This window comes from Paenibacillus sp. EKM301P, assembly GCF_011800295.1.
Classification (GTDB): domain Bacteria; phylum Bacillota; class Bacilli; order Paenibacillales; family Paenibacillaceae; genus Paenibacillus; species Paenibacillus polymyxa.
The window spans coordinates 1-17,465 of record NZ_JAALFM010000016.1 but is presented as its reverse complement, the minus strand read 5'-3'; the positions used below and the strand labels follow the sequence as shown (position 1 = coordinate 17,465).

The following is a 17,465-nucleotide window of genomic DNA, read 5'->3' as shown; positions in this document are numbered from 1 at the left end:
TGATGCATATAATTTCTCCAAAAAACTGCTCCTTATTCCATTGTGTAATTACAAATTTATTTGGATACTTTTAATCATTAATTGGAACTATAAGATCGGTGTAAAAAATATTAAAGGAGCGGTTATGATGGGAATATTAAGTGGAAATCCAAAAGATGAACCTATGCACTATGGTGAAATTTCCGGTGTTTGGCAATTTTCATTGGCCGCAAAAGGAGCTCTGTCTTTCTACCAAGCATTCCTGAATCATGCAGGAGATAAGGATTTGAAAAAAATATTGGATGCACTCATTGATCAAGCGAAACTTGAAATTAAAGAGTGTGATACACTCCTTACTGATAATGGGATTGCTCCAGCGCCAGTCTTACCAGAAAGACCTCCAGTGAAACTTGAAGATATTCCTGTTGGTGCGCGCTTTACTGACCCGGAGATTGCTGCTAAAATTGCGTCTGATACCTCATTGGGACTGGTGGCTTGTAGTCAAGTGATGGGGCAATCCATTAGAGAGGATATAGGGGCCTTGTTTGCAAAATATCATGCTACCAAAACAGCTTTAGGAGTTAAGATTCTTCAAATGACTAAAGAAAAAGGATGGCTGGTGCCTCCTCCCCTTCAAGTGAAAAGACCTGAAGCTGTTGAAGTTTAAAAATAGATTAAATCGCTTCTAGCCATATTCAGAACAGATTGAAAGTTAAAACAATAACCCCCATTATCCTCAATATGAGGACAATGGGGGTTAGATTTGTTTACAATTCGTTAAATATCTCTTCGAATCACGCTTTTGTTCGCTGCCGCCTCAAAAATCGTCTCAATCAGCACCAGTACACGGTGCACTTCTTCGCTTTTGATCGCAAGCTCGGCTTTTCCTTCAATGGTGGAGACAAAATTTTCGTAAAAGCTTTCTGCAGCAGCAGGTATTTTCTCAATCGGGAACTTAAGGGTGGATTCCTCAGACGGAGGTGCCATCGTTTTCGTCAACCCTTGACCTGCTTGAATCGGTTTGGGTTCCACGTGAGCGACATCTGGATTCCGAGTGACAATCTCTCCGCTCAGATCCCAATCCTTGATCACTGCGGTTCCTTCGGTTCCTTTAACATACCAACGCGGCAACTTTACGTAATTCGTTGTACCTACTTCAATGACCGCTGTAAGACCGTCCTTAAACTCAATGAAGCTACTAAAGCCGTCATCCACTTCTGTCCCCAAAATATAACTTAAGGTAGCGGTCACGCTTTCGATTTGACTGTCCGTAATCTGAAGTAGCTGATCCAACAGATGCACTCCCCAATCCAGCAGCATTCCTCCACCATACGCTTTCAACTGCCGCCAATCGCCTGGAATGCCGTTAGCTCCCTGAACCCGCGATTCCAGATGGAAAAGATCGCCAACAGTCTTCTTACTGATTATATCTTTGACAATACGGAAGTCTTCATCCCATCTGCGATTCTGATGTACTGTAAACAGACGATTTTCTTGCTTGGCCACCTCGACAATATCTAAGAAATCTGCGCTCGTGATGGTAACGGGCTTTTCACAAATAACATGTTTGCCAGCTTGCAATGCTTGGATCGCAATTTCTTTATGAACGTCATTAGGCGTTGCTATTAATACAATATCTACGTCCTGATCGCCGAGAACGGCATCTAGACTGGCATAAGTTTTATAGCCGGCTGCTGCAGCCAATTCCATCCGATAATCGACAATATCATATACACCGCCAATGGCAAGCTGCTCAATAGGTTCAATTAATTGAACATGGTAGCTTCCCATACCTCCATAACCAATAATAACTACATTGTATTTCCGATTGTCCATTTTCATTTTCCTTCCACTCCTAAATTGAGCCACCACCTATCAAACGGTTGCTCACGGATCGAATTCAATTGTAAATCGGTTACTGCCATGCAGGTCATCTGTAAGATGTTATTGCATACGCTTTCATTATAAAGGAAATCTTTCCCCAAAAAAAGGGGGATATTAAGATCTAGGGGATTCAGTATTGGATAAATACTCACTCAAGATTTCCTGCATTGACTTCTTTGAATTTTGAAACTGTTTTATTCGATGACCATTAGCACCAGACGGGTGAGGGAACCCCCACAGAATTTTCTTTTCTTGAATTTTCTGTTCATCAAGCAAGCGACGAAGAACAGTCTCGACTGACTTTCCTAGTGGAATAATAAGTGGATACTCTAAACATTCTAATTCAGGAAGAAAAGATTCATGCACTGCTCCATACAAAAAAGCATGATTAATCATGGAAGGTTGATGTCCATTGTAATTCTCTTTATTTACGAAAACTGGAAAACGAATTAAGGAAGTTGTATGTAACAACGAGCAATCTGAATCAAATAGTTTACGTACATGCGACACTTTCAAAAAATCATGCAATCCTATTTCTTGAAGCATATTTATTAAGTTGTCTCGCATGGAACCGGCCATCCTTGCCGCAAATTTGGCTTTTTTACAAGCTTCCTCATATGACTGTTGATCCTTTAAAGATATTATGGCAGTTCGAAAGGCAATTTCCATCTGCTGCCAACCGGGTGTAATACCAACTAGCATTACTTTCGCGGAAGAATTGATATATTCATTATGCGGGGAATAGAACATTTCAACGTCTCCCGAAGACTTTAATTTGAAATCATTAATCAGTAATTCGTTTTTAGAATACTTTTGCTTTACCGGTAACGAATTCATCACAGCAACTATACGCTTTTGATGAGTGGAAGAGATCAGGTTGCATCCTCCTTACGAGCTTATATTTGAGTATATATTACAGTTTTACAAGAGGGGTGTTCTTCACACCCCCCACATGTATTTACCAATAAATATCCATCCTTATTGTGGCTGTAAGTTTGCGTAGCTCAGCTCTTTCTATCTTCTTGGGTAATTAAAGAACTGTAAGCGGGAATCGTCACCGTTTCTTTCCTTACTTTAGCATCCTTTGAGGTAGAGAAAACCACTTTCCGCTTTTCCTTATCTCGATCTTTCATCTGGATGGTAACCGGCTCTCCTGACAGATTATGATATACATACAATGTTTCTTTGCCTGAAGAACGTTTGTATGCCGTCACGCTGGCAGAACCTGCTTGGATCGGCTCTAGACTGTCGCTGCGAAGAGCCTCATGTTCTTCCCTCAGACGGATAAACGTGCGGTAGCTTTCCAGCAGAGAATCATTGTCCCGCAACTGCGCTTCCACCGATACTTCGCCTTTGTTGTATTTGGGTTCCTCCCACTTTGTTTGACCGAGGCCTTCTCCCTTGTACCAGCGCATAGGCTCTCGAAGATACTCATCGGGCTTCTCTCCCTTCATGCCGATCTCTTCCCCATAATAGAGAAACGGCTGACCCGGCAACGTCAAAAGAATGGATGCAGCCAGCTTGGCTTTTCGTACATCCCCGCCCAGCTCGCTCATAACTCGGGTTTGGTCATGATTGCTTAAAAATGGAGCATCGAGTGCCGCCTTATTGTATGATTTGTACAGCTTCAGCGTTTTCTCGGAGAATGTAACAATACCTTGATCTCGACCGTTTTTCACAGAGTTCAATATCGTTCCGCCCAGGTCAAAATTAAACAGAGAGTGGAGCGATTCGTAATAAGGAGCTATTGTCTCCGGTTTATCCCATACCTCTCCTGCCAGATATACGTTTTGATTTATCTTTTCCATCTCGGAACGGAATTCATTCCACCACGCAATGTTTTTATCGGCACCGTCCTTCGTTTGCCCTTTAAAAATATGCATCGCCGCATCAAGCCGGAAGCCGTCTGCACCTTGCTGTAGCCAATACTTACCGACTTTGATCATTTCCTTGCGGACTTCGGGATTATCAAAATTCAGATCCGGCATCCCGGACCAGAAGGTACCGTAAAAATACCCTTCGCCATTCGGATTCTTATGCCATACCTGCTGGCCCCATGATCCCTTTTCATCCAGGTTTGTATTCTCATCTGCCCATACGTAATAGTCATGGTATTTGCTTTGCGGGTTGGCACTGGCCTCCTTGAACCAAGGGTGCTCGCTGCTTGAATGATTGATAACAAGGTCAATGATCACCTTGACACCTTTTCTTTTTGCTTCTTTCGTCAAGGTGCGGAAATCATTCAGATTCCCGTACTGCGGGTCCACTTGATAGTAGTCAGTTACATCATATTTATGGTAGCTTGGAGACGGATTCAGTGGCATGAGCCAGAGACCGCTGACCTGCAAATCCTTACCCGAACGGGGATTGCCGTCGTTTAAGTAATCAAGCTTTTGCGTAATACCTTTTAAATCACCATGTCCGTCCCCGTTCGAATCATAAAAAGAATTGATATAAATTTCGTAAAACACGCCGCTTCCAGCAGAATTCGGAGGCTTATGCCCGTTCATATCCTGCTCGGCCATTGCACTTGAGGCGAACATCGTGAGCATAGGCACCGTTAACAGGATCGTGGACCATTTTCTTAAGCGTTTGTTACGAGTCAAAACATATCAGCTCCTTTAATTGTTATGGGTGCGCCTTCATTATAAAGAAAAACCACCCAAAAAAAGGGGATATTATTATCTATTATAGTGGAAAATATCGATTTTATTGTTTGATGTCTGTATCGAACAAACTGCCTGGGTTAGAGGATCTTTTTCTGATCCTTAACCCAGGCAGTTTGCTTGCAAGTCTATTTTTATCCTTTTACAGCGGAACCTACCGTCATCGCCCGCTCCACTTGTTCACTCAAGAACAGATACACGAGTACCATCGGTAAGGAGGCAATAGTCATAACAGCCCCCATGGCTCCCCAATCTGTACTATAAGAACCTTGGAAGAAAAGCAAGCCTAGCGGCAATGTCTTCATATTTTCATCAGAAATGAGAATATAGGCCAAAGTGAACTCATTCCAGTTGTTCAAAAATTGAAAAATGGCTACAGTTGCAATTGCAGGTAATGCAAGGGGTACAATGATTTTCAGGAACAGTCTATAAATATTAGCTCCATCCATGCATGCTGCCTCTTCTATCTCCTTAGGGATTCCTGTAAGGAACCCATAGAAAATCATGGACGAGAAAGGAAGGCCAATTGCGATATAAGGAAGAATAAGAGCTCCATACGTATTCGTTAGATTAAAATCGCGAACCAGAATCGCCAGCGGTATCATGATAACCTGAAGTGGCATAAACATTCCTATGGTCATATAAGTCCGGACAGTAGAACGAAATCTCCACCTCATACGAGCCACTGCGAAGGCAAACATCAGAGCTAGTAAAAGGATAAACAGAGTCGAAATCGTGGATACGACCAGACTGTTCAGAAAGTAACGGGGAATATTAAATTGTGTCCAGGCATTAATATAATTTTCGTATCGAAAATGCGTTGGCAGTCCAAATGGGTTAGAGACGAAGATCTCATCGTTGTTCTTTAACGAGTAGGATACCATCCAAAACAACGGGTAGACCGAAACAATTAGATACAACCACAGTGGTATCTGCAGGGCAGCATGTCTGAACTTGCTCAAAGCGGTTTTACTCATTTCGTTCTCCTTTTCAATACACGCCTCATCAGGCGGTTTGTCCGCGGTCGAACAGCTTATTGATAACTACAGTTGCCAATAACGAGATTAATACAAGCAGCACGGATACAGCACACGCATAACCATAGTTGCTCTCCATAAAAGCATAGCGATAAATCATGAATGTCATTGTATAGTTTGTAGTGCCGGGCCCACCATTTGTCATAATCAGCATCTGCACAAACGCCCCTATTCCAGAGGTTATCGCGATAATGAAGCAAAATTTGTATGTTTCCCTCATTAAAGGAAGCGTAACATGCAGATGCGCTTTCCATTTGCTGCAACCGTCAATCGTGGCCGCCTCAAAGTAGTCTTCGGGTATTGACTTAACTCCCGCATATAACAAAGAGAATTGGTATCCCATAAACTGCCAGGCATTAACAAAGGCGATGGCAATAATGGATGTTGTTGGGGAGCTCAACCAATTTTGCTGATACGGGATGTTCAAGAGTTCAAACAGTCGGTTGATTAATCCGTTGGTTGGATCGTAGATTGCAATCCATAGCTGGCACACCACGGTTACCGATAGGACAACTGGGATAAAATAAGCCGTTTTCAGTATTTTCCGCCCGCGTGTACGTGGGTCCGCACAGATTAGTGCCAATATCGTTCCCAGTCCGATCTGAAAGACTGCCAGTACAATTGCAAAGATCAATCCGTTCTTAAGTGAAGTCCCAAGTAGAGGATCGGAGAATAATTCTCGGTAATTATTCAATCCCGAAAAGGTCAGCGTACTAAGACCATCCCAATCATAAAAGCTGCGAAGAACGGTTTGCAAAACAGGATAGATTAGAATCACGCTATACAGTATCAAAGCAGGGAGGAGAAACAGTGCGAGCGCCGGTTTGTTCCCCAAATATTTATTCATGTCTTGCTTCCACCCCTTATCTTTGGAACAGCACCCCCCAGCGCCTTATGCCGCCAAGGGTTGCCGATTCCCTGAATTCTCAGTTTTCTTTATTCAATGTGCTATTCAGATTGCTCACAAAATCGTTTTCAGAAAAGTTGTCTACCATCATATTTTGAGTATTGTCATTAATGGTGTTCTGAATTTTTGTATTGCTAAGAAGTTGAGCATATTCCTGCGCATTAGGCAGCAACTCTTTGACAACTCGCTGCATCATTGCTGGAACATTGGAGGCCATTGGCTTATCTACTTTCACTGGAACTATCGGACTTCCAAGTTGAGTGTATCTGTACTCTGCTGACTTCGAGGCAAGGAATGCCGCTACCTTTACGGCTGTTTCCTTATTTTTGCTATTCGCTGATACTGCATAACCTTGCGGAGAACCTGAGCCGTCAATAAAATATTTGGACTTCTCGTAGGTTGCTTCATCCTTTGCAGGCCAGTACATCCAATCGACTTGATCGCCCAGCTTTTCCTGGGAACTGTAAATTTCCCATTGTCCATTCACGAACATGGCAGCTTTGCCCTGATAAAATAGGGAGGATGCCTGATCATAATTGGTGTTCGTAGCGTTGGCATCGAACAATCCGGCTCTTTGCAGTTGCTTCATTTGCTGTGCTGCTGTTACGAATGCTTCTGGCAATGCTTTTACACCCTTCTCCTCAAGTGCTCCAAATCCACGCGGCTGCTCTCTTGTAACCAGTCCGTTATAAAAAGCGGTCGTAATCCATTTTTCCTTTGCAAAGATCGACATCGGTACATAACCAGCAGCTTTTAACTTTTTCGCTGCATCGGCCATCTGGTCAATCGTCTTAAGCGGTGTTTTAATTCCTACCTTCTCAAAAATGGACTTGTTGTAATAAATCATTTGGAATTCAATACCAGTTTCAGGGTAAGCATACACATGATTGTCAGGAGCTACCAAACGCGATTCAACTCCCGGGTTAAGACTCTTCTTGAATTCGGCTGTTGTGTCATAGTTGTCAAGAACCTCGACATTTTTCGATTTTGCAAAAGTTTGCAGGACAGACCAATCCGCTAAATAAACATCTGGCATGTTGCCCGTTGCCGCATATGTTTTAAGCTTCTGGCCTCCGTCCTGCACGGCAGGATCCAATTCAATTTCTATGTTTGGCATCTTCTTTTTGAGCTCTGCCACCGCATAATCGAACGGCTTAATGGTATCGTCATCGAAATGCTGCGCATACACCTTCAATTTGATCGTTCCGTCCCCTGATCCGTTATTGGAAGAGGCTGAGTTGTCTTCGCCACAAGCAACCAATCCGACGGACATGGTGAGTACTAGCAAGGCTGCACTCCAAATTTTAAGATTTTTTTTCATTTGTTTTATCCCCCTCATGAAGAGTCTTTGATGATTGCGCTTTCATTTGCTTGACTACAGTATACCGCTGCCTCTATTCTTCTTTAAGGAATAAAACGGGTATTATCAGTAAAAAACGGGACAAATAGAGCAGCGGTCCTCCATATAGGAAAACCGCCAGGCTTAAATTGATGTGTTCTGCCTCACAAGGCAGATACTATCTCTTTTTGAGTTGCTCATATTCAGTGGGTGTCATACCAAAACGTTTCTTAAAACATTTGCTGAAATAATTGGGGTCACTGTAACCGACACTTTCAGCGATTTCTGACAGCTTCCGATTGCCTTTCAGCAGAAGCTCCTTAGCCTTCTTCATTCGGATGTGTGTAATGTGATCCACTATGGAAAAGCCAGACTCCTTGCGAAATACACGGCGCAGGTAGCTGGGATCGACGAATACTCCGCACGACACCTGCTCAGCAGACAACTCTGCGTCTGCATAATGTTCCTCAATATAGTTGATCGCCGCCGCGAATAAATTGGAAGCCTTCGTAGGACGCATATTCTCCATGAGCAGGATCAGCTTGCGGTATAGGGCGAGCATCCAACCTTCAGCAGCCTCCCAGGAATCTAACTCTCGCAGCCGTTCGTAAGGAGACTTGTCTCCTCCGTTTTCCCATAGCTGGTCATAAGGAATGCCACGTTCACTGGCAAAAGAAAGGGCTAAAGATACGATTCCCATAAGCATCGCATCTGCATATTCATCTCCCCATTTATATTTACTAAGCTGGCGGATTGCCTTGCGGACCTCCTCTAGCGTTTCACTGTCTTTCATTCGGAGGTCAAGCACAACCGCATCGCGTAGATGACCCAAATCAGGCATACCTGCTCTGCTATGCAACACTTCGCCGTCCTGTCCCCTTAACTCTGCACTTTCACTCTCCTGTGGAAGCACTGGTAATTTCGCTTTAATACGCTCCAACATTGAGAGCATTTCTTCTGCATTGAACGGTTTCAGCAAATAATCCTGCACTCCAGTTCGAACGGCCTTCTGTAGATATTCAAACTCGTTATGCCCGGATATGAATACAATTACGATTCGTTCGAACTTGACTTTCAACCTCTCGGCTAATTCAATTCCGTCAATAAAGGGCATATTGATATCAACGAGGGCAAGGTGCGGCTGATGCCGCTCGGCTTCCTGAAGTGCTTCCTGCCCGTTCCTTGCTTCACAGCAAACCCGAAAGCCGTGACTTTCCCAGTCTATCTTAATTCGCAGAAAGTCTCGAAACAGCGGCTCATCATCAACAATCATCACTTTATACATCTTGGTGTACACTCCCCTTTGGCTGCGTTGGTAGCGACAGGTCAACAATGGTCCCCTCTCCGAGAACACTCTGCACGGATATCCCATACTCCTCGCCAAAATACAGGCTCAGCCGTTGCTGAACGCTATAGGTACCGATTGATCGTATTCCTTCTTTCGGTAAATGTCTGGACATAATATTCTGAACTTGAATTTCGTCCATCCCCACACCGTTGTCCTCCACCCGGACGATCACTCTATCGTTCTGTTCAAAAGCGAAAATACGGATAAAACCTTTGGTTCCTTTCTTCTTAAGACCATGGTAAATAGAATTCTCGACAAGTGGCTGGAGCGAGAGTTTCGGAATCGGTGTACCCGCAAGTTCTGGAGGGATATCCACTTCATAGCGGAACACATCGGGATAACGGATTTGCAGAATTGTCAGGTAATCATCGGTAATCTGAGCTTCCTTCTCTAAAATAATGAGTTCCCGTCCTTTATTTAGCACCATTCGATAAAAATCTGCCAGCGCCTTCGTAGTATCTCTAGCCTCATCATTACGATCCAACTCATTCAGTGCATAAATGGTATCTAAAGTGTTGTACAGAAAATGCGGTTTTATTTGAGCCGTCATCAATGCGAGTTCATATTCACGCTTGCGGTTTTGCTCCTGCCTCACTTCATCCAGCAATTCCCGAATCCGTCTTATCATAAAGTTAAAAGCTTCAGCAATGGTACCGATTTCATCTTCTGTTCGAACTATCGCAACCGATTGTAAATCGCCGGCTACTACTTTTCGCATGGCTCTAGTCAGCTGTTCGAGAGGACTAACGACCATTTTGGACAGGAAGCTAGCACCGAGCCAGGAAAAAGCAAGACAAAATACGCCGATTAAGAGTGAAAGCCTTACATTTTGTCGGACATCAGCTGTAAGCAGGTTAAGAGAAACAATATTGACCAGCTTCCAACCCATCCGGTTATAATCATTGACCGTTACGAGATTGCCGCTATCCTCAAATGAACATGTTTTTGGGGACACATCAGATCCACAGCCTTGGATGGCCTCCGCTAACTGTGAACTCACTGGCTTCATCAGCATCCCATTGTCTTCTGCCACAGCCACACGCATCTCGTTATCTAAAAAATAATAAGATTTGGGCGCATCGGGATCGCTGGAACGAAAATAATCAGACAAACCTTCTTCCTTCACTAACAGAAAAAGCGTTCCATAGGGTTCGCCGGTGTCTATATTAATGACCATCTTTCCCAGCGTCAAAACCGGAGAGTTGGGATCCGGTGTTAGGAAATCTCTCTTCTCCATATCAAACCAGAGTGCTTGTCCATAACTTTCGGATTCCCTTACCCGCTTGAGCATGCTATAGACTTTACTATCATCCCCACTTTCGGTATAAGAAGCAAAAATTGTCCCTTCATTATCAATAAATACCGCCGCATCCACTTCGCGAAAGATTGATAAATCAATAGATAGACGGCTTTGCATCAGGTTACCAAATTGAACACGATCTATGGCAGTATCAGGTCTAGCACCGTATGAATCATACATCCGGTTAATATTCGTGACCATAATGTTGGCCGCCGTTTCCACACTACTGAATATGTAGTCGGTCCGGGACAGGATAAGCTGAGATTCGTCAACTACGTTGCTGGTCGTTTGCTCTATCAATGAACGACTGAAAAGTTGGTTGGACACAAGTCCAAGAATGAGCAGAGAAATAATGATCAGCGGGAGAAATACCGCTATAACCTTGCTTTTAAAGCGAAGGCGACCAAACCACTTACGAGCTAGGGACAGAATATTCAAATAAGACCCCTCCGTCATCAGAGAATATTCATCATGTTAACACAACTAATCTGAACAGTAGTAGAACTAAAATAATGTTAAAAAAATTCAACAATCCATCTTGAAAGTACCAAAAGTATGTGTTAGGATAAAGTCGATTTTTAGTAAAATTATTAACTAAAAAGGTGTGAGCTCTTTGGCAACCATTAAAGACATTGCCCGCGAAGCGGGAGTGTCTGCCGCAACCGTTTCAAGGGTTTTAAATAACGATCTGTCACTATCCGTGAGTCCAGACACCAAAAACAGAATTTTTTTAATTGCTGAGCAGCTCGGGTATAAGCCTTCCCGCCTGAGGCAGTTAAAGAGGAACACGGAACGTGCCGGGAAAACGGTCTCCCTCCTGCTGTGGTGTTCCATTGAGGAGGAAAGAGACGATCCGTATTACGCCTCGATCCGCCGTGGAATCGAACTGCGCTGTGAAGAGCTTGGCCTGACATTGGGACAGACGCTGCGAGGCCGTTCATCTCTCGACACCTTGCAGAAGGCGGATGGTCTGATTGTCGTGGGCGGCGTTGATCCTAAAGAGGTGTCCAAGCTGTATCCGGACAAGAACACCATTGTCCTTGTCGACCAGTACCATGAGCAGCTGGAATACGATTCCGTACGACTCCATTTTCGGCAGGCGGTTGACCAGGCACTTGGACATCTGCTCGAGCTTGGCCACCGACAAATCGGATTTATTGGCGGGAAGAGCGATGGAGAGCGAAGGGCGCATTATTTTGAACGATTCATGCGGGAACGAGGTTTGTATAATCCGAAGTTCGTCCGCATAGGCGCCTGGAGTACTGCGGATGGATATCTAATGATGAACGAGCTTCTAGCCGAGCAGGAACGACCGACAGCCTGCTTCGCTGCCAGCGATCCGCTCGCCATTGGAGCCCTCCGCGCCCTTCATGGACATGGAGTCAAGGTACCCGAAGATATGGCTGTTGTCGGCTTCGACGACATTGAGATGGCGGCCTTCGTGCAGCCTCCGCTAACTACTGTACGTGCCTATCCCGAACAAATGGGAAAAGCTGCCGTGCAGTTGCTCTCTGAACGGTTTGAGGGACGTGAACCACCTGCGTACAGCGTGATCGGGACTAAGCTTGTCATACGGGAAAGCTCATGCATCAACAGTAAAGTCAATATTTGAGAGTCAATCGAGATGATAACCCCCTAAGGAGTGAATATCATGAACATTCATGTTAACGAGGCGCTTGGTTTGTTTCACCTGCAGTCCAAGGATTGCAGCTATATTATCCAGCTGGTAGAAGGATATCCTGCACATGTCTATTGGGGAGCTCAACTTCATCATGACCAAAGTCTCGCAAGTATATTGGAGCTTAGAGAGCGCTGCTCCTTCTCCCCCACTCCCGTTTCTTCTAATCGCGTGCTTTCTTTGGATGCGCTTCCACAGGAATATCCACAGTATGGGACAAGTGACTTCCGTCAACCGGCTTATCAGGTTGCGCTTGCGGATGGAACTCGAACTACGGAGCTAAAATATAGTGGCCACCGTGTTGAACCGGGCAAACCAAAGCTTGAAGGCCTCCCTTCCGTCTATACCGAATCGGATGATGAAGCAACAACTCTCCTGTTGTTCCTTGAGGACCAGCACTCAGGTCTTAAGGCTACACTGCTCTATACTGTATTTGCGAACCACAGCGCTATTGCTAGGTCTACTCTTTTTGAACATAAGGGAAGCGCTGTCATGAATATTGAGCAGGCGATGAGCGCCTCTGTCGACTTCGCCGATTCCAATTATCAAGCTCTCTATCTATCTGGAGCCTGGGTTCGGGAAAGACATATCCAACGCCGCGATCTTGGACCCGGCGCCATTCGGTTGGAAAGCCGGCGAGGCTCGAGCAGTCACCAAATGAATCCTTTTTTGGCCCTGCTTCGTCCAGATGCAACAGAAGATCGTGGGGATGTGTACGGCTTCAGTCTAATCTACAGCAGCAATTTCGTTGCGCAGGCGGAAGTAGAACAGTTTAATCAGACCCGTGTAAGTATCGGAATCAATCCTTTTGACTTCTCCTGGCGTCTTGAACCGGGTCAGTCATTCCAGACCCCTGAAGCCGTGCTGGTCTTTTCCGAAGAAGGTCTTGGGGGCATGTCGCGCACCTATCACCGACTCTACCGCACACGTCTGTGCCGGGGAACTTATCGCGACAAGGAACGCCCGATTCTCGTGAACAATTGGGAAGCCACATATTTTGACTTCGACGCCAATAAAATCGAGGCGATTGCCAAAGAAGCGGGACCTCTTGGAATTGAGCTATTTGTTCTTGATGACGGTTGGTTTGGCAAGCGCGACAACGACAACAGTTCGCTTGGGGACTGGTTCGAGGACCGCCGCAAGCTACCTGGAGGTCTCACCGACCTAGCCAAACGGGTTAATGAACAAGGATTACAATTTGGCTTGTGGGTTGAGCCGGAAATGGTATCACCTGATAGTGAACTGTACCGCACCCATCCCGACTGGTGCCTACATGCGGAAGGTCGGCGGCGGACGGAAGGCCGATCCCAATTGGTGCTTGATCTCTCCCGCAAGGAAGTATGCGATTACTTGTACGAGACGCTGAGCTCCGTATTCTCGATCGCCCCAATTACTTATGTCAAGTGGGACATGAATCGTAATATGACGGAGATTGCTTCGGCTACCGCTACTAGCGAACGTCAAAAAGAAACTGCGCACCGTTATATGCTCGGACTTTATGACCTGCTGGAACGCCTGACCTCACGCTTCCCGGACATCTTGTTTGAAAGCTGTTCTGGTGGAGGTGGACGATTCGATCCCGGGATGCTCTACTATATGCCGCAGACATGGACCAGTGATGACACTGATGCTATTGAAAGATTGGCTATCCAGTACGGCACCAGCATCGTGTATCCGGCCAGTACCATGGGGGCCCACGTATCGAACGTGCCGAACCACCAGGTGGGACGAAACACCTCCCTCGCCATACGTGGCGACGTGGCAATGAGCGGGAATTTTGGCTACGAGCTTGACCTTACTGCATTTACGAATGAAGAAAAAGAGCTTGCTGCCAGACAAATTGCCCAGTATAAAGAAATCCGTTCCCTTGTACAGCAGGGAGATATGTATCGACTTCTTAGTCCGTTTGAGGGCCGAGGCAATACTGCCTGGATGTTTGTTAGCGAGGACCAGTCCGAAGCTTTTGTCGCTTACTTCCGTGTGTTGGCTGAGCCAAATGGTCCTATCCGGCGACTAACTCTAAAAGGACTTGACCCAGCTAAAAAGTATATAATCGAAACCGGGGCAACCAGCAATACTTCAGAACCTGTCGGTGGTACCTTGGCTGAAGATGGCGTCTCCCCCTTCCGTGTGGCGTTCGACGGTGAAATTTTTGGAGGTGACCGTCTAATGAAGATTGGACTTGTTGTCTCGGATCTCACTGGGGATTTTGCCAGCTCTACCTTCCGCCTTAAAGCTATCTCCTGTTAATCATAGTTCAGCCGGTGACGATAAAAAATTAAAACAAGGCAGGTCGATTTTCCGACCTGCCTTGTTTAATAACTTTGTGACCATTTAATAGCATCCTTGATTTTGATTCTCCATATCATATGATCAAAGCCTTTTCCCCAATAATCTTTTAATAAATAATCAGGAGTTCCAAACTTCTTTTCCCATATTTTTTGTGCAATACGATACCCACTATCTAAACAAAATTCTTCTACTCCTCTATCTTTCAACGCCAGATACATTGATTTCAATAATAAATTTCCTACTCCAATCTTCTGGTAGTCAGGGTGAACAAATACAGTTCCTACCTCGCACAAATTTTTTAATGCATCATTGGTAGATTTACTTATAAGTTCACTTGCCGGGCCATATTCAATTGAACCCATTATTCGATCCCCGTCTACAGCGATTAAAAAATATCGTTGCTCACCGTGGCTTTCTAAGTCACTTTCCAAATACGCTCTTTTAGTCTCAATTTCATCCTCTATATCCTCCAGCTTGCTTCCAATACCTTCTTTAGCAAATGTGTCTGTAATCACTATTCTAAACAATTCATTTAACTTTTCGGCATCTTTAACTTTCGGTCTTCTGATTTCTACATCATTCATCTAGATTTCCGCCGACGTACGATTCAGTACAGACCCTATTGAAAGTACACTACTCAGTAGTTCCATCAAACTTGTTATTTCATAAGTGGGTTGAATACCAGACGTATTTGTTTTTCTGGCAGGGTTGAACCAGCAGGTATCAATTCCGTACTTATTCCCTCCTTGAATATCAGAGGTTAAAGAATCGCCGACCATAAGGACCTTACTTTTATCTGAAATGGCTAGCTTGGCAAATGCGTAATCGAAAATACCAGCTTGTGGCTTTTGGCAACCCACTTCTTCTGAAATAATTACCTGCTCAAACACATCACGCAGCGGGGAAAGCTGAATTCTTGAGGTTTGGACCTCTTTGATTCCATTCGTAATAATCGCCAAACGACACTCAGATAGTACATCACATAATTCAATCGCTCCGTCCATCAAAAAAGCACCTTCACCCAAATAACGTAAATAAGCAGCACTAAAGGCGTCTGGATTGAAGTCTAGCTTATGGACAGTAAACAATCGTTTAAATCTTTCCACCCGCAACTGTGCCGAGGTAATAAGTCCTTCCTCTGCCTCTCGCCACAACACACTATTAATCTCATCATAGCTGGATTTGTACTCTGTGGCCCCTTGCGGCAATCCAAATTGGGTGAACGTATTATGTAGCGCATGGCTCTCTGCCATTTTAAAATCAAACAGCGTATCATCAACATCAAATAAAATAATTTCGTATTTCAAAACGACCTCCAACCTCCATATCATAACTTTACATTGTGGTTAAGTTCCGTGAGCCTTGGAATTGTTCCAGATGGTATATAAAAAAACGGAAAATAGACAATCATTACAGTATGATCTCTCGGTTATTATACAGAACCTCATTGATCCGTCAAGTCATGACAAAAAGAATGGAGTAATATTTTCTATGAGTTTGAGCCAGTGCGAAGTAACATGCTTCGTGCCAAACTACTACCATAGCGATTTATAAATGAAAGGAGAATGCTAACTCAAGCTGTCCCCGATGCTTCAGTGACAAGCCTAAAGATAAACATTCTCCTTTTAAAATTCAAACTATTTGTTCTCCATTCGTAGATCTTTAGGGTCAACCTGCCATCATCTTCAAGTCTGTTTCCAGTACCGGAATCGACTGTTTTAAAAACCTAGTGATTTTCATTAATCCATTCGGTTAATGTTTGATCAAAATAATGAGGTTCTTCAAACATCGGATTATGGCCACTATGCTCAAAAACCACCTTTTTTACGTTCGTATAGCTATCATCGACCCGATCCCACAATGAAACAGGCGCGACTAAGTAATCAGTTCTTCCAAGACCAATAAACATGGGCTTATCGACATCTCCCAAGGACTGTATCAAATCTATCTTTCCGAAGGCTTCTCCCCATAAATAATCAATGATAGGCATGTTCGTGTGCACATCATTCCACATATGAGCTGCATCATAGGTATAATCATAAAAACTTTGGGCTCCCATACGTATACACACGTGAACAAATCTTCTGTCGGGATCTCTTTTGATATCATCCTCTAATAAAACAATATCTTTTTCAAAACGTTCTTTTCTGGCTGGACTGGCCGTTTCATAAAAGTATGACAAGCTTTGCCGTTGTCTTTCTTGGCTGTTCGTAGGCGCTGAATTTAATAGCACCACTTTTTCAACATAGTCTGGGTATTGTTTAGCATATTCCAAAGCCATAAAAGCATGCCCGGAATGTCCTAATATGATAAATGGATCTAAATGAAGGCATTGTCTTGCTGTTTCTATGTCTTTGATGACTTTATCCAAAGTATAGTCTTCTGGTTTTAAAGCACGAGTCGGTTTTGCAAACCCTCTATGATCTAAGAAAATAAACTGAAACTTTTTATATAAATGGTCTGAAAATATGCGAGGATAATATACACTACTGCCGATCACCAATATCGGCTTTCCGTTACCTCTTATAGTATATTTCAGCTCAAATCCATCACTAATAACCGTTTGATAAGTGCTCATCCTCATCGTCTCCTTTTCTTCTTTAAATCACTCCCTTTCCGTTGTTTAAATCCCTTGTATTCTCCATAGAGCGTTCCAGCACTACAACTCACCTCTGAAAGTCCGTTTATTTTATGAGAAAAGTTTAACATGATTTTTTCAAAAACAAAACCGAATTTGGATCTTCTCAATCTTGCCGTACAAGTCGGAGATACAAAGTGGCAAAAGGAAATTACCCATAAACTTCAATCCTTAAGTGCCCTCCAGGCAGTACTGTATAAGGAACAACCAGAGTATTGTAGTACTTTTAACCGAAGGCATGGCATGAGCCGTTCAGGTGACCGATAAATAAATCGGTTATACAAAAAGAGCACAACCCTAATGGCTGTGCTCTTTTTTCGTGCTTGGCAACGTCCTACTCTCCCAGGACCCTGCGGTCCAAGTACCATCGGCGCTGGAGGGCTTAACGGTCGTGTTC

Annotated in this window: 14 protein-coding genes and 1 rRNA gene; 3 read left to right on the top strand and 12 right to left on the bottom strand. The window is 44.1% G+C overall.

From position 1 onward, the window contains the following. Window positions 1–127 precede the first annotated feature (127 nt). Window positions 128–646: a DUF3231 family protein gene (locus HFD99_RS22605; RefSeq protein WP_044787915.1), complete on the top strand. Its 519-nt coding sequence runs from the start codon at window positions 128–130 to the stop codon at window positions 644–646. Window positions 647–756: 110 nt separating this feature from the next. Here the strand turns inward: HFD99_RS22605 and HFD99_RS22600 are convergent, their stop codons facing one another. The 8 genes from HFD99_RS22600 to HFD99_RS22565 all read right to left on the bottom strand — a co-directional run bounded on the left by HFD99_RS22600 (window position 757) and on the right by HFD99_RS22565 (window position 10,898). Then, the gene (locus HFD99_RS22600; RefSeq protein WP_044787916.1) at window positions 757–1,821 is read right to left on the bottom strand and encodes a Gfo/Idh/MocA family oxidoreductase; all 1,065 of its coding nucleotides are present in this window, start codon (window positions 1,819–1,821) and stop codon (window positions 757–759) included. A gap of 156 nt (window positions 1,822–1,977) precedes the next feature. Then, window positions 1,978–2,700, bottom strand: coding sequence for a hypothetical protein (locus tag HFD99_RS22595; protein ID WP_225164904.1), 723 nt, complete (start codon window positions 2,698–2,700; stop codon window positions 1,978–1,980). A 167-nt stretch (window positions 2,701–2,867) separates the two neighbouring features. Continuing rightward, window positions 2,868–4,469 (bottom strand): alpha-amylase family glycosyl hydrolase, encoded by a 1,602-nt coding sequence (locus HFD99_RS22590; RefSeq protein WP_167441007.1) that lies wholly within the window; start codon window positions 4,467–4,469, stop codon window positions 2,868–2,870. Between the two features lie 194 nt (window positions 4,470–4,663). Continuing rightward, window positions 4,664–5,506, bottom strand: coding sequence for a carbohydrate ABC transporter permease (locus HFD99_RS22585; RefSeq protein WP_013371135.1), 843 nt, complete (start codon window positions 5,504–5,506; stop codon window positions 4,664–4,666). A gap of 28 nt (window positions 5,507–5,534) precedes the next feature. Continuing rightward, window positions 5,535–6,413 carry a carbohydrate ABC transporter permease gene (locus HFD99_RS22580; protein ID WP_016818758.1) on the bottom strand — a complete coding sequence of 293 codons (879 nt, stop codon included), beginning with the start codon at window positions 6,411–6,413 and terminating at the stop codon, window positions 5,535–5,537. Between the two features lie 79 nt (window positions 6,414–6,492). Continuing rightward, window positions 6,493–7,794: an ABC transporter substrate-binding protein gene (locus tag HFD99_RS22575; RefSeq protein WP_039277281.1), complete on the bottom strand. Its 1,302-nt coding sequence runs from the start codon at window positions 7,792–7,794 to the stop codon at window positions 6,493–6,495. A 196-nt stretch (window positions 7,795–7,990) separates the two neighbouring features. Next, entirely contained in the window at window positions 7,991–9,097 is a 1,107-nt protein-coding gene (locus HFD99_RS22570; RefSeq protein ID WP_016818756.1) for a response regulator transcription factor, read from the bottom strand. Beyond that, entirely contained in the window at window positions 9,090–10,898 is a 1,809-nt protein-coding gene (locus HFD99_RS22565; protein ID WP_123797198.1) for a sensor histidine kinase, read from the bottom strand. Before HFD99_RS22565 ends, HFD99_RS22570 begins: the two co-directional genes overlap by 8 nt. 175 nt (window positions 10,899–11,073) lie before the next feature. Here HFD99_RS22565 and HFD99_RS22560 point away from each other — a divergent pair, with 175 nt between their 5' ends. After that, the gene (locus HFD99_RS22560) at window positions 11,074–12,072 is read left to right on the top strand and encodes a LacI family DNA-binding transcriptional regulator (protein WP_123797197.1); all 999 of its coding nucleotides are present in this window, start codon (window positions 11,074–11,076) and stop codon (window positions 12,070–12,072) included. Window positions 12,073–12,111: 39 nt separating this feature from the next. After that, window positions 12,112–14,388 (top strand): alpha-galactosidase, encoded by a 2,277-nt coding sequence (locus tag HFD99_RS22555; protein ID WP_123797196.1) that lies wholly within the window; start codon window positions 12,112–12,114, stop codon window positions 14,386–14,388. Between the two features lie 65 nt (window positions 14,389–14,453). Here HFD99_RS22555 and HFD99_RS22550 read toward each other — a convergent pair whose 3' ends face one another. The 4 genes from HFD99_RS22550 to rrf all read right to left on the bottom strand — a co-directional run. Further along, window positions 14,454–15,014, bottom strand: coding sequence for a GNAT family N-acetyltransferase (locus HFD99_RS22550; protein ID WP_019687226.1), 561 nt, complete (start codon window positions 15,012–15,014; stop codon window positions 14,454–14,456). After that, entirely contained in the window at window positions 15,015–15,737 is a 723-nt protein-coding gene (locus HFD99_RS22545; RefSeq protein WP_045245252.1) for a YjjG family noncanonical pyrimidine nucleotidase, read from the bottom strand. It abuts the gene before it with no gap. Between the two features lie 419 nt (window positions 15,738–16,156). Next, a complete protein-coding gene (locus HFD99_RS22540) occupies window positions 16,157–17,008 on the bottom strand; it encodes an alpha/beta fold hydrolase (RefSeq protein WP_123797195.1) in 852 nt (283 codons plus the stop codon). Between the two features lie 381 nt (window positions 17,009–17,389). Then, a 5S ribosomal RNA gene (gene rrf, locus HFD99_RS26120) occupies window positions 17,390–17,465 on the bottom strand; the annotation flags it as partial.